The 13,002-nt window shown below is 49.1% G+C and carries 11 protein-coding genes; 10 read left to right on the forward strand and 1 reads right to left on the reverse strand.

Annotation, left to right across the window (positions count from 1 at the left end; translation table 11 throughout):
* Nucleotides 1–33: 33 nt before the first annotated feature.
* The 4 genes from AAIG11_RS00130 to AAIG11_RS00145 all read left to right on the forward strand — a co-directional run bounded on the left by AAIG11_RS00130 (nt 34) and on the right by AAIG11_RS00145 (nt 4,139).
* Entirely contained in the window at nt 34–1,020 is a 987-nt protein-coding gene (locus tag AAIG11_RS00130) for a 5-oxoprolinase subunit C family protein (protein ID WP_343184251.1), read from the forward strand.
* 21 nt (nt 1,021–1,041) lie between these two features.
* Nucleotides 1,042–1,794 carry a 5-oxoprolinase subunit PxpA gene (locus AAIG11_RS00135; RefSeq protein ID WP_343184252.1) on the forward strand — a complete coding sequence of 251 codons (753 nt, stop codon included), beginning with the start codon at nt 1,042–1,044 and terminating at the stop codon, nt 1,792–1,794.
* 211 nt (nt 1,795–2,005) lie between these two features.
* Nucleotides 2,006–2,419, forward strand: a complete 414-nt coding sequence (locus AAIG11_RS00140) for a 4Fe-4S binding protein (RefSeq protein WP_343184253.1) — start codon at nt 2,006–2,008, stop codon at nt 2,417–2,419.
* A complete protein-coding gene (locus AAIG11_RS00145) occupies nt 2,412–4,139 on the forward strand; it encodes an aldehyde ferredoxin oxidoreductase N-terminal domain-containing protein (protein ID WP_343184254.1) in 1,728 nt (575 codons plus the stop codon). The genes AAIG11_RS00140 and AAIG11_RS00145 overlap by 8 nt, the downstream gene beginning before the upstream one ends.
* A gap of 255 nt (nt 4,140–4,394) precedes the next feature.
* Here AAIG11_RS00145 and AAIG11_RS00150 read toward each other — a convergent pair whose 3' ends face one another.
* On the reverse strand, nt 4,395–5,639 hold the full coding sequence (locus tag AAIG11_RS00150) for a M20 family metallopeptidase (RefSeq protein WP_343184255.1): 1,245 nt from the start codon (nt 5,637–5,639) through the stop codon (nt 4,395–4,397).
* 236 nt (nt 5,640–5,875) lie between these two features.
* Here AAIG11_RS00150 and codA point away from each other — a divergent pair, with 236 nt between their 5' ends.
* The 6 genes from codA to AAIG11_RS00180 all read left to right on the forward strand — a co-directional run bounded on the left by codA (nt 5,876) and on the right by AAIG11_RS00180 (nt 12,948).
* On the forward strand, nt 5,876–7,171 hold the full coding sequence (gene codA, locus AAIG11_RS00155; RefSeq protein ID WP_343184256.1) for a cytosine deaminase: 1,296 nt from the start codon (nt 5,876–5,878) through the stop codon (nt 7,169–7,171).
* 204 nt (nt 7,172–7,375) lie between these two features.
* Nucleotides 7,376–8,023: a PHP-associated domain-containing protein gene (locus tag AAIG11_RS00160; protein WP_343184257.1), complete on the forward strand. Its 648-nt coding sequence runs from the start codon at nt 7,376–7,378 to the stop codon at nt 8,021–8,023.
* Between the two features lie 29 nt (nt 8,024–8,052).
* The gene (locus AAIG11_RS00165) at nt 8,053–9,165 is read left to right on the forward strand and encodes an extracellular solute-binding protein (RefSeq protein WP_343184258.1); all 1,113 of its coding nucleotides are present in this window, start codon (nt 8,053–8,055) and stop codon (nt 9,163–9,165) included.
* 98 nt (nt 9,166–9,263) lie between these two features.
* Nucleotides 9,264–10,256 (forward strand): ABC transporter ATP-binding protein, encoded by a 993-nt coding sequence (locus tag AAIG11_RS00170; protein WP_343184259.1) that lies wholly within the window; start codon nt 9,264–9,266, stop codon nt 10,254–10,256.
* The gene (locus AAIG11_RS00175; protein ID WP_343184260.1) at nt 10,253–11,920 is read left to right on the forward strand and encodes an ABC transporter permease; all 1,668 of its coding nucleotides are present in this window, start codon (nt 10,253–10,255) and stop codon (nt 11,918–11,920) included. Before AAIG11_RS00170 ends, AAIG11_RS00175 begins: the two co-directional genes overlap by 4 nt.
* 827 nt (nt 11,921–12,747) lie before the next feature.
* Complete coding sequence (locus tag AAIG11_RS00180; protein ID WP_343184261.1) at nt 12,748–12,948, forward strand: CsbD family protein; 201 nt, start codon at nt 12,748–12,750, stop codon at nt 12,946–12,948.
* Nucleotides 12,949–13,002: the final 54 nt, after the last annotated feature.

Consider the following 13,002-nt stretch of genomic DNA (forward strand, 5'->3'; position numbering starts at 1 on the left):
ATACCCAGAGACGAAAAGCAGGGAGGTTATCAAATGCTTAAAGTAATCAAGGGAGGATTCCAAACACTTGTGGAAGACTGGCCCGGTCGGCTGGGGTACCTGGGGAAGGGCATGGCCCCGTCAGGCGCCATGGACAATGTGGCTTTGGAATATGCCAATTTGCTGGTAGGCAATGATGTGGGAGAAGCTGGCCTGGAAATTGCTGTGGGACAGTTCAGGGTAAGCTTTGAAAAGGATGTGGTGATAGCCATCACCGGTACCGACATGAAACCCAGGTTGAACAACCAGCCAATGCCCCTGTGGGAATCCGTTAGAGTAAACAAAGGCGATGTGCTTAAGTGCGGTATTTATGGGAAAACCGGATTCAGATCATACCTGGCCGTTGCAGGGGGAATCGACGTGCCCGTGTATTTGGGCAGTAAATCCACCTGTATTTTTGGCAGCTATGGAGGTTATGAAGGACGGCAGCTGAAAGAAGGAGATGAACTGAAGATCGGAACATCCCAAAAAGATCTGGATCAACTGGCGGGGCGAAAACTCAAGAAAAGTGTGATTCCGGAATACACCAATGAGTTTGAAGTGCGCTCTGTGGTGGGCATGAACGCATACCCTGACTTTGCCACTCTGGAAGGCATGGAATACTTGTTCAGCACCCCCTTCCAGGTGTCTGAAAAATCCAACCGGTCTGCCTGCCGGCTGGATCCCCTGCCGGATTATTTCTTTGCCAGAGACAGCGGCGGCGTGGGGGGAAGCCACCCTTCCAACATCGTAGACCACGCTTACAACATGCGGGGGGCCCTTAACATCACAGGCAACACCCCGGTGATTCTAATTGCAGACGGCCCCACCCTCGGTGGGTATATGTGCGCTCTGAACATCATCAACGCCGACTTGTGGAAAGTTGGCCAATGCGCTCCAGGCAGAGACTATGTCAAGTTTAAACAGGTGACCATGGAAGAAGCCGTTGAAGCCAGAAAAGCCCAGCGAGAACTGTTCACAGAAGATGTGGTGGAACGGTAACTTCGGAAGGGAGAATCTAGGATGAAGATTGATATCAACGTGGATATGGGAGAAAGCTTCGGCAGGTACACCCTTGGCAATGACGAAGCAGTCATGCAGTACATATCGTCTGCAAACATTGCCTGCGGCTTTCATGCCGGAGACCCCCTCGTGTTGGAAAAAACCATTAAATGGGCCAAACAATACAACGTGGCCGTGGGAGCCCACCTGGGGCTGCCTGACCGGCAAGGCTTCGGCAGACGAGAAATGAAAATCACCCCGGATGAACTGCGCACAGATACCCTATACCAAATAGGCGCCATGGAAGCCTTCTTGAAAATCCACAATATGGAAATGCAGCATGTTAAAGCTCATGGTATCCTGTACCGCATGGTGACCGAGTATGAGGAGTACATCGATCCCTTTTATCAGGCGATTCGTGAATACAACCCAGATCTCTGGATCATGCTGCCTCCCAGTGCCCCCGCTTTCGAAAGGGGTAAAGAACTGGGAATGAAGCTGGCACCGGAAATCCTCATTGACCTGAGCTATGACGATGAAGGTAACTGGGTCATTGAACGGACAAAAAAAGCAAGAACACCGGAAGAAGTGGCTGAACGGGCCTTGATGGTGGCCAAAGAGAAAAAAATCAACACCATCAGCGGAAAAGTGATTGAGGCCAACGGCGTCACCGTCTGTTTACACGGCGATGCACCCAACGCCGTGGAAGTGGCCAAAAAAGTGAATGAAGTGCTAAGGGAAAACAACGTGATAATCGCCAATCTAAACGAATGATTGAAGAATAACCGCCCAAAGCTTCCATCCATTGATGAGGAGTTTGGGCGGTTTCTTTCGACAGCAAAAAATACTCCGAAGTGAAAAGAATGTTAGAATATAGAAGTAACGACCTGGACTCTTTGTATACCATACGAGAAAAGGAATGGTGACATTGAGGTGGAATTCAGGGAAACACTATAGTGGTGATGATCAGAAAGGCGGTTGATCCATGGCAAAGATACTGAAGGTGGCGGACATTGACAGGTGCATCGGTTGTTATTCCTGCATGCTGGCCTGTGCCCGCACCATCCGAAAAAGCTTTTCCCCCAGTCGTGCTTCTCTGCAGATTCGAACAGCTGGCGGATTCCAGTCCCGGTTTGTGGCGGAAATCTGCCGGGGGTGCGACAATGCTCCCTGTGCACTGGCGTGTAAATATGGGGCGCTGTTGGTTCGGGAAGGCGGCGGCGTTAAGTTCAAGGAAGATAAATGTGTAGGCTGCGGTGAATGTGTGGAGGCCTGTATCATTGATGTGCTGCACCTTGACGAGGATAAGAAAAAATCCATGCCCTGTATCCAGTGCGGTACCTGTGTCAGGTTCTGCCCCCATGAGGTTTTGGCGATGGAGGTGAGCACCAATGAATAAGCGGCGTATTTGCGTTATGGAGATTAACATGACCACACAGAAGGTGGAAGTGAGCCACCGTGAAGACTTGGCCCGGTACCTGGGAGGCACCGGCCTGGCAGCAAAACTGTTCTCTGAAAACATGGACCCCGAGCTGGATGCCCTTCATCCCGACCAGCCGGTGATCCTGGCCAACGGACCATTAAACACTATTTTTCCCGTGGTGACCAAAGTGGTGGCAGTGTTCCGTTCTCCCCTTACCGGAGAGTACGGCGAAAGTCATGCGGGCATGCGCCTGGGACTCGCCATGCGGGGCGCCGGCGTGGACGCCCTGATCTTGCGGGGGAAAGCGCATCAACCAACCTACCTGGTAATTGGACCCCAGGGGGTTCAGTTTAAAAATGCTTCGGCCATGTGGGGCCTGGGCTGTGGAGAGACCGGTACGATTCTACGGCGAATCGCTCCTGGAAGAGGATACCGTAGCTGTATTCGCATTGGTCCTGCCGGAGAAAAAGGGGTGGCTTTTGCCGGTGTCAACGTGGACACCTACCGACACTTTGGCCGGCTGGGTATGGGAGCAGTATTGGGAGCCAAAAACCTGAAAGCAGCAGTGATTTACGGAGACCGGGAGGAAGAAATCCAGGACCTGAAAGCCTACCGCGCTGCCTACGAAAAAGTGTACCAAAAAGTGGTGAAAACTGACCTGATGGAAAAATACCATGACCTGGGAACCTCCATCAACGTGATTCCCCTGAATGAGCTAAATGCCCTTCCCACACGGAATATGCAGCAGTCCAGCTTTGAAGCTGCAGAGGCCATCAGCGGAGAAACCTTCGCGAAAAAGACCTTGCTGCGGCAAGTGGCCTGTTCCGGATGCCCCATTGGGTGCATTCACCTGGGTCTTTTCAGGGAAGAATTTGGCCACAGCCATGAATATAAGTTCCAGAGCATTTCTTATGATCACGAACTCATCTTTGCCCTGGGGTCTTACCTGGGAATGAGCAATACGCAAAAAGTGTATCAACTCATAGATGCTGTGGAACAACTGGGGTTGGACGCCATCACTGCCGGTGTGGCACTGGGCTGGGTGATCGAAGCGCTGGAGAAGGGCCTGATTACGAAAGATGATGTTTTGACATCGGTGGCTTTTGACGATCCTGAAAGCTGCAAGAAAGCGCTGGGCTACATGGTGAGCCAGCCCAACGAGTTCTACCGCACGCTGGCCAAGGGTGTGGAAGCAGCGGCAGAAGCCTATGGCGGCCTTGAATTTGCCATGACCATGGGGAAACATGAAATGGCAGGGTATCATACCGGCCACGCCAATCTGGTGGGCATGGCTGTGGGATCGCGCCATTCACATCTTGATAACGCCGGGTACTCGGTGGATCAGAAGCATCGGGAGCAGGACCCTAAAACCATGGTGGAAGCCCTTGTAAAAGAAGAACAGCAGCGAAATGTCCTCACATCACTTTGCATCTGCCTGTTTGCCCGCAGTATTTATGATACGGAGACAGTCCTGGAAGCCCTGGCGTCCATAGGGATTCAGACCACAGAGGAAGCGTTGGAGGCACTGGGTGAGGAGATTTATGCACTGAAAAACAACGTTCGTCATCAGTTGGGATTTTCTGTGGACAACCTGCGTTTTGCTGACCGTTTTTTCGAAACAGTCTCACTGTCGGGCCAGTTGAGCCGGGAGACTCTCGCAGAGATGATTGACCATTACAAGCAGCTGACAAAATAAGGAAAGTGGTAGTGACAACGGTAGGGACAGCGGAACGTTTTTACTGTCCCAATCAATCTGTCGATTCATAGCACAACACAGCAATGAGAAGTGATAAGGAGGCGGGAACGCTTTTCCTGTTACTGTTCCCGCCGGTTTTGTTGTGGGTAATTGCGTTAGATACATTTGAAGTTCAAAAGACATTGCAATATAGCTGTATAATGTTCAATACAATTGGATGAAAGATATTTAGATGGTGGCATGCCTCATTCTGCGTTAAAACACACAAAATTCATCGGCGATATGGGTGTACACTTCCACGCTTTTCACCAGGTCGTCGATATCAATTTTTTCCTCTGATGTATGGGCCAGGGCAATGTCGCCAGGGCCAAAGACCACGGTGGGTATTTTCATGTATTTGGAGATCAGAGCACCGTCTGTCCAGCCATATTCTGTGTGTACTTCCGGATCGTGACCCAGTACCTGCTGGAGAGCCCTCTTAACGGCCAAAACAATGGATTCATCCATCTCTGTATGCAGGGGTGGATGGGGCAGTACTGAAACGCTTTCTGGTGTGCGGCTGATTTCAATGCTGAAACTGGGATCTTCTTTAGTCATTTTATTGGCAATGTCTTGGTATTCCTGAATGACAGACTCCAGGGTTTCACCTTCCACGTAGCGGCGATCCAGCCTCACCAGTGCTTCTTCTGCCACCGTTGACTGGCCGGTGCCTCCCTTGATGGTACCGATGTTCATCACAGAGGTGCCCATAAAATCATGCCTGCGCTCCCTCAACTTGGGATATAGTTCCTCTTTGACAATATTCAAAAACGCCACGGCTTTTTCGATGGCGTTGACGCCATGATGAGGCTTGCCGCTGTGGGCTCCCTTACCTATAAACTTGATATCCAGCCATACCAGGCCACGGTGACTGGCCACATATTGAAAGTCGGTGGGCTCACCCACCACGGCGCCATCCAGTGAAATATCATGTTGGCTCAGACATTTTTCACAGGCCACAAGGCTTTCCATACCTTTGCTGCGGGTTTCCTCACCCACCACTCCGGAAAAAACAATGTCGCCGTCCAGCTTCTGCGCTGCCCGCTTTAAGACAACCAGAGTCATCATCATGGCAGCTACGGGTCCCTTCATATCCACGGCACCCCTGCCCCAGATGTATCCTTGCCTGACTTCTCCTTCAAACATGTTCGAGGAACTCATTTCGGCACCAAACAGGTCTTCATTCATGTCATCCGGCTTTTCGGTGTCAATGTGCCCGTTGAGCATCAGGCTCTTTCCTTCCGGAGATTTTCTTCCCTTGATGAAGGCAATCACATTGCTCCGCTCTTTTTCCACATGTTGAAGATAAGCTTGTATGCCGTGTCTGTTGAAGAATTCCAGCATATACGCGGCTATTTCTTTTTCTTGGGTCGCCACCCCTGTATGGCTGGGAATGCGAAGCAGGTCTTTGGTGAGGTCGATTAATTCTTGGCGCTGAAAATAGTCCGTTGCTTTGATCATTTGACACACTCCTCGGTAAGTTTTATCTTATTAGTATGGTCATACCCCTTTTCACAAAGACTAATAAGTGAGACAAGGGGACGCTTATCACCCGTTCCATTATTTTCGCTGGAATACATGATAATGATTGAAAAAATGAGCAGAAAATGTTCTTGTGATGTTTCAAATGAGAGTTTTCAATAGATATTGTGTCGGATAAAAAAACCAGGAACCTGACATGCATGAAGGAGGTACCCATGAGAAATCAACTCATCATTAAAAATGCTAAGCTGCGAGACCGGGACCAGCTGGTTCATATTGCCGTTGACCAGGGATTGATATGTCAAATCAGTACCTATGATGAGACGGACGCCCATGAGCCCATTGAAGCCCATGAAATTGTCGATGCACGAGGGGCTTTGGTGGTGCCTGCCTTTGTGCAGCCGCATGTTCATCTGGACAGTGCCCTGACAGCAGGTGAGCCTCGGGAGAACGTCAGCGGCACTTTATACGAAGCCATTCACATTTGGAGCTGCCGGCAGCAACAGATTACCAGAGAAGATGTGGCGGCCCGTGCTTTAAAATCAATTCGGTGGCATGTTGGTCAGGGTGCTTTGTTCATTCGTTCTCATGTGGACATTTGCGATCAGGATCTGACAGCGGTGAAAGCCCTGCTGGAAGTGAAGGAACAGGTGGCCCCGCAGGTGCAGTTGCAGTTGGTGGCTTTTCCCCAGGAAGGCATCATGGATTATCCCCAGGCCTTGGAGCTGATGGAAGAGGCTTTGAAAATGGGTGTTGATGGGGTTGGTGGCACGCCTCACCTGGAGTTCACCAGAGAGGAAGGGATCGAATCGATTAATCGAGTCTTTGACCTGGCAGAGAAGTATGACTGTTTTGTGGACATTCACTGCGATGAGACGGACGACGACCAATCCCGCTTCTTGGAGCATGTGGCCTTGCAGGCCTATCGACGTGGCTACGGTCCCCGAACCACGGCAGGTCACACCACTGCCATGCATTCTTACAACCATGCTTATGCCGACAAAGTACTGAACTTGGCCCAACGTGCCAACCTGAACTTTGTGGCTAATCCCTTGTCCAACACTTCCCTCATGGGTCGATTTGATAGTTATCCCAAGCGTCGGGGCATAACGCGGGTTAGGGAAATACTAGAAAAAGATCTGAACATCAGCCTGGGCCATGACAACATCATGGACCCTTTCTATGGATTGGGAATGGCCAGCATGCTTCAGGTAGCTAATATGTGCGCTCATGTGTGTCAGATGACGGGGAGTCTTGAGATGAAGCACGTTTTTGATATGATCACCTTAAACGGTGCAAAGACTTTGCAAATTGAAGATGTGTATGGCCTTGAAGTCGGGAAACCTGCAAATTTGGTGTTGCTGGATGCCCGTAACGAAATGGATGCAATTAGGCGAATGACCACTGCCACAAAAGTGATTAGTCTTGGACGGGTAGTGGCATCCACTGAGCCAGTGCGCACGCGAGTGATGGTGGGAAGTGACGAGGAGATCATTGATTATCAAAAGTAATATCTCTGTTTCGGTATGCTTTCGGGAACTCATTGATAAATCGTATCCGTTTACAGAATCCGATAGAAATATTCAATTGAAATCGGCTTTCATCGTATCTCTAATCGGAGTATAATGTGAGATGTCACAGTTTATAAGACGAAGCCCTGAAAAAACGAAACGTTTTTGTGACGGGCATGGCACGATAAAGGAGATGTCTGAGAAATGCTGATTGACATGCATATTCATGAAAAAACCTACTCAGATGACAGTTTTATAGAGTTGCAGGAGATTATTCGTCAAGCACGATCCATGGGATTGGATGGGATCTGCATCACAGACCATGACAGCATGGGTCTGGTGGATAAAGCGGCCCATGTTAGCCGTGAGATGAACTTTCCTATATTTGTTGGGGCAGAAGTGTTAACTTATCAGGGCGATATACTGGTCTTTGGTGTGGATCACATACCGGGTGAGATGATGCAGGCCCAGCAGCTCATCGACTGGACCAACCAGCGCGGAGGTGTGGCCATCAGCGCCCACCCTTATCGAAAAAACGGGCGGGGCATTGGAGACGGTCTGTTTTCTCTAAAAGGCTTGGCAGGGATAGAAGGACTTAATGGCAGCACTCCCTTTCACTTGAACGCTCAGGCCCGGGAAACGGCCCTTGCCATGGATATACCACTTTTGGGCAGCAGTGATGCCCATCACCTGGAAAGAGTGGGCATGTACGCCACCCGGTTTGAAGGAAGGGTGCGGGACATGAAAGACTTAACAGAAGGCATTAAAGCAGGCAGGGTTTCCCCAGTGCATTACACCGGTGGTACTTACCGATCATATGATGATTATTTTCATCGGGAAATGGCTGTGTAGGCTATATTAACACTAAAAGGAGAGATAATGTGATTAGAAAGCAACAGTGGTTATTTTATGTATTGGTCCTGTTTTTGACAGTAACAGTTTTGACGGGGTGTGGTGGCGCTTCTGAAGCACCGGAAGAACAGCAGCCCGCAGAGATTCAGGAGGGGCCTGCTGAAGAGGCTGCTGAACAGGAATCAGCAGTGACGCTGGAGGACAGTCTGGTCATTTATTCCACCCACGGGGAAGAAATGCTGGCATTGATTGCCGATGGGTTCACAGAAAAAACCGGCGTGGCAGTGGACTTTATCAACCTGAAAGGTGAACTGGCAGACCGGGTGCGGGCAGAAAAAGAAAATCCCCAGGCAGATATCATGTTTGGAGGTCCTTCATCCCTCTACATAACCATGGCGGAGGAAGGTATTTTTGAGAGTCTTGAACCAACCTGGGCATCTTCCATTGATCCCATTTTCAGAGACGCTGATGGCCGATGGTTTGGCACCATGCAGACACCTGTGCTTCTTTTTTACAACGAAGAAGCCCTGGAGGCTGATCAGGTGCCGCAGAGCTGGGCGGCCCTGACAGACCCTCAATATGAAGGCATGATTGTATCCCGTGATAATGTGTCATCTTCACAACGGGCTGTCATTGTGGCGTTGCTGGACTACTATCAGCGCACAGCCACCCTGGAAGAGGGCGTTGATTATTTAAAAGCCCTGGATCGTAACACGAAAAATTACTATGGCAGCGGCAGCCTTCATTTTCAGTCTGTGGGAAGAAACGAATCGCCCATCAGCTATGGAGTGCTGAGTGCAGTGATGGACAACCGGAACAACAATGACATGCCTTTGGCCATTGTGGACGCTGAAGAAGGGGCTATCGTCATCACCGACGCCATAGCAGCCATCAACAATGCCCCCCATCCCCATGCGGCTGCTGCTTTTGTTGAGTATGCAGGCAGTCTGGAAGTGCAGGTGTTGCTCGCCAATGAATATGACAGAATGCCCACCCTGACAGAGGCCATCGAAGCCGGTCCGGATTGGATGAAGGAGCCCTTTAAGGCCATGGATGTGGATTGGGGCAATGTGGCTCAGCATGAACTGGAATGGCTGAACTTGTGGGACACAGAAATTCGTGACGCTGGAAAAGACTTATAAAACATAACTCTCTTACGCCCTGCCGGTACCAGTGCTTCGTGTCCCCGGTAGGGCGTTTAGTATGGAAGATTAGTATGGAAGAAAGGAAGCAACACTCCATGATTAGATTTGACCACATTGCAAAATCCTTTGAGAACAAACCGGTGTTGAAAGACATTGACCTGACCATTGATCAGGGAGAGCTTTTTACGTTTCTGGGTCCCTCGGGGTGTGGCAAAACGACATTGCTGCGCATTTTAGCCGGTCTTGAATCACCAGACAAGGGTCGGGTGTGGGTGGATGAACAGGACATCACCTGGCTTCCTCCGGAAAAAAGAGGGATTTCCATGGTGTTTCAGCACTATGCCCTGTTTCCCAACATGAATGTGGAAAAAAATGTGGCTTATGGATTGAAGGTGCGCCGTACTTCCAGGGATGTGATCGTGGAAAGAACCAAGACGTTACTCAGCTTGGTGGGCATGACAGGGTTTGAAAAAAGAGACATCAGTCAACTCTCAGGTGGAGAGCAGCAGCGCATAGCCCTGGTGCGGGCCCTGGCTGTGAGTCCCAAAGTGCTGCTATTGGATGAACCTCTCTCGAATCTGGATGCGAACATGCGAGACCGTATGCGGCGGGAGATAAGGGATTTGCAAAAAGAAGTGGGCATCACCACTATTTTTGTGACGCATGATCAGCAAGAGGCCATGACCATGTCTGACCGCATCGCTGTTTTTCATCAGGGCCACCTGGTGCAGGTAGGCCACCCTATGACCATTTACAATGAACCCATCAATGAGTTTGTGGCACGCTTTATTGGAGAGTCGAACCTGGTAAGCCGCCAAGTGTTTCCTGAATGGTTTTCAGGGCTGGAAGAAGAGAAGGCCTGTATACGTCCCAATGCCCTTCGCATGGGGGAACGTGGTCAGGTGCAAGCATGGGTGAAGACTGTGGAATTCACTGGCAGTACGGTGATGTATGACTGTGTGAGCAGGGAAGAAACACTTAAAGTATCTGTTGAACATATTCAGGGAATGCAGCCCAGAGAAACCGGCGAAGAGGTCTGGCTTTCAGTGAAGGACGGTGCTGTGCACGGGCTGAAGGTGAACACATGAACAGGGATAAAGTGATAAAAAGCCTGGTCTATGGACTGCTATTTTACCTGGCTGCTGTTTTCGTGGTATTTCCCATTGGTAATACTATTTGGCGTTCGCTGCAATATGAAGGTGGGGGGGGTTCTCTCCACTGGTATGCCCACTTTTTTTCAACCCCTACCAATCAGATGGCCCTGCGCAACACGATTACAGTGGGTGTTTCCACGGTGGCAGCTTGCCTGGTGGTGGGTGTGTTTATGGCATTCTATACCGGTTATTTTAAAACGCCTTTTCAGCGTCTGATGCACATGGTGATGCTCAGTGCAGTGATGTTGCCCGGTGTGATGATTGTCATTGCCTTTATACAGCTATATGCTGAAATAGGGATCATCAACCACCTGTTGCAGACCGCTTTTCATCTTGCAAACCCACCCCTGCGGTTTTCTGGGTTTTGGGGCATTTTATTTGTTCACAGCTTCACCCAGTACATTTATTTTTATATCAACACCAAGATTGCCATTGCCTTTCTCGATTACTCTCTGGTGGAGTCGGCCCGAAACCTGGGGGCCTCCCGTTGGCAGGTTTTGAAGGATGTGCTCTTGCCCCACCTGGCCCCAGCCCTGGTGACATCAGCTCTCATGACCTTTGCCACTGGGGTCAGTTCATTTTCTGCTCCTTACCTGATTGGTCGTGGTTACCGGATGATGAGCACCCAGATTCTTCATTCAAAAATGAATAATCAGATGAGCATGGCAGCGGCTCAGGTGACCCTGCTCATGGTGTTAGTGTTTATGACCATGGGCTTATACAGTTACTACAATCGCCAAAGCTTTCAGTCCCGCACAACAAAAACAAAAACATTCCGTCGGGTGTGGGTTCAGCATCCTCTGACAAGAGGATTCATGCACTTGGCGGCGGGGATCATCCTGGTGTTGATCCTGTTACCCATTGTGGGTGTGTTGATACTCTCTTTTGCAGACTCCAGCCGTTGGATGACTGAGATCATTCCTTCTGAGTTTGGTTTGCAAAACTATCGGCGAATTTTTGCCCAGCCGCGGGTCCTTGATCCCATTCTTAATTCGCTGAAAATGTCTTTGCAGGCCGGTTTCATGGCTACTGCCATTGGCGCTGTCAGCGCGTTCCTTATTCTTAGAAGCAAGGGGATTGTTTCACGGTGGCTGCATTTTTTTGTGCTGTTGCCCATGGCCATTCCTGCCAGTACCTTAGGCGTTAACATGATCCTGGCTTTCAACAGACGTCAGTGGTTTTTGTTCAATCAGTCACTGATTGGCACTTACTGGATTCTTCCCATTGCTTATGTGTTGGCGGGGATCACCATTGCTTCGAAAAGCATTTATTCCGCCTTCGAAAACTTTAACCGGGAATACGAGCAGGCTTCTCGCAATTTAGGTGCCACCAGGGCACAGACATTTCTCCATGTCTTCATGCCCATGGTATCAGCCGGCATCATCAGCGCTTTTTCCCTGGTGTTGATGCGCTCACTGGGTGAATATACCATTTCAGCCCTGTTATACGGAGTGCACAATCGACCGGTGTCCATTGCCATGGTCAATGCCTTGCATGATTTTGATATGGGTATTTCCATGGCGTATGGGGGGATTGTCATTCTCATTGGTATGGTGATTTTGGGGGTTATTGCATTACTGGATCCCAACTATAAATAGTGTCGACCTGATGGTGTAGCGCTTCATCGAATGCCGGTTTCTCAATCAGAGGCGGCAGTCCTTCTGAACTTATCTGGGAAGGTTAAGTGTACAGGGTGTCGTTTGATCCGCATGCTTTAAGGGTATACTCTCAATGAAAGGTCGTTGGGACACTTTGTTGAATGGGCTTACGGCCATTGAGATTGCAAGTGGAGGGATCATTATGTTTCGTGCGATTGGAATTATCGTTGTCGTCATTATTCTTGTAATGCTTATTACGAGAATATTATAGAAGAGAAGCATTGATAGATTGAACAAAGCTTTCGGTGTCGCGGCTGATTTGCGGCAACCGGAAGCTTTTTTATTATCATAAAACTGATCAAACACCTCTTGACGTTACAACAGCATTTAGTTATAGGTCAGATGCCTCATACATAGTTGAGAAGGTGGGGCGGTGGAGTGAATCAAGACAATTGAAAACACAATGATTTTTAATAAACGGATAGGTACTCCTATCGAAGCTAATCGAAATTGTTTAGCAATCGGGATTACGGGCATGAATAGGAACAGACCAAACAGTTTAAAAATCAGCATAATGGGCGCTTGCTTTTAAGAGAATGAAAGGAGGTGCTGTGTGCTGAAGTGGTAGACGTGTGTTGATTATAGTGCACATTACCGCGATTATTGGGCTTATTGGAATCAAAAGTGCGGTTATTGAAACAGCAAAAGTTCTGTTTGTATTTCCTTGAATCTCTTGATGATTACATTAAAAGCAGGACTCGTAGCCGGACGGCATGTGAGTCATTAACTTATGATATAACTGGTAGTTGAACAAGAGGAGGATTAAAATGAATGAATCAATCTTAAAAGGAAAGTGGAATCAAATGATGGGAAGCATTAAAAAACGCTGGGGTGAGATTACTGACGATGATCTTGATATGATCGAAGGAGATGCTCAAAAGCTTGCAGGTATCATTCAGGAAAAATACGGTAAAAGCAAGGAAGAAGCAGAAGAGGAAGTTAGAGAATTTGAGAGAGAGCAACAGTAGCCTGCTGAAACCGGCAGTTGCAGCACTGCAGAAGTATCGATGTCTGCATGTGAG

This window comes from Anoxynatronum sibiricum, assembly GCF_039414295.1.
GTDB classification, from domain to species: domain Bacteria; phylum Bacillota; class Clostridia; order Peptostreptococcales; family Tindalliaceae; genus Anoxynatronum; species Anoxynatronum sibiricum.

Coding starts and splice junctions, on each gene's coding strand:
- AAIG11_RS00140 (WP_343184253.1), top strand. CDS start 2,006: ATGGCAAAGATACTGAAGGTGGCGGACATTGACAGGTGCATCGGTTGT.
- AAIG11_RS00135 (WP_343184252.1), top strand. CDS start 1,042: ATGAAGATTGATATCAACGTGGATATGGGAGAAAGCTTCGGCAGGTAC.
- AAIG11_RS00180 (WP_343184261.1), top strand. CDS start 12,748: ATGAATGAATCAATCTTAAAAGGAAAGTGGAATCAAATGATGGGAAGC.
- AAIG11_RS00130 (WP_343184251.1), top strand. CDS start 34: ATGCTTAAAGTAATCAAGGGAGGATTCCAAACACTTGTGGAAGACTGG.
- AAIG11_RS00175 (WP_343184260.1), top strand. CDS start 10,253: ATGAACAGGGATAAAGTGATAAAAAGCCTGGTCTATGGACTGCTATTT.
- AAIG11_RS00145 (WP_343184254.1), top strand. CDS start 2,412: ATGAATAAGCGGCGTATTTGCGTTATGGAGATTAACATGACCACACAG.
- AAIG11_RS00160 (WP_343184257.1), top strand. CDS start 7,376: ATGCTGATTGACATGCATATTCATGAAAAAACCTACTCAGATGACAGT.
- AAIG11_RS00170 (WP_343184259.1), top strand. CDS start 9,264: ATGATTAGATTTGACCACATTGCAAAATCCTTTGAGAACAAACCGGTG.
- codA (WP_343184256.1), top strand. CDS start 5,876: ATGAGAAATCAACTCATCATTAAAAATGCTAAGCTGCGAGACCGGGAC.
- AAIG11_RS00150 (WP_343184255.1), bottom strand. CDS start 5,639: ATGATCAAAGCAACGGACTATTTTCAGCGCCAAGAATTAATCGACCTC.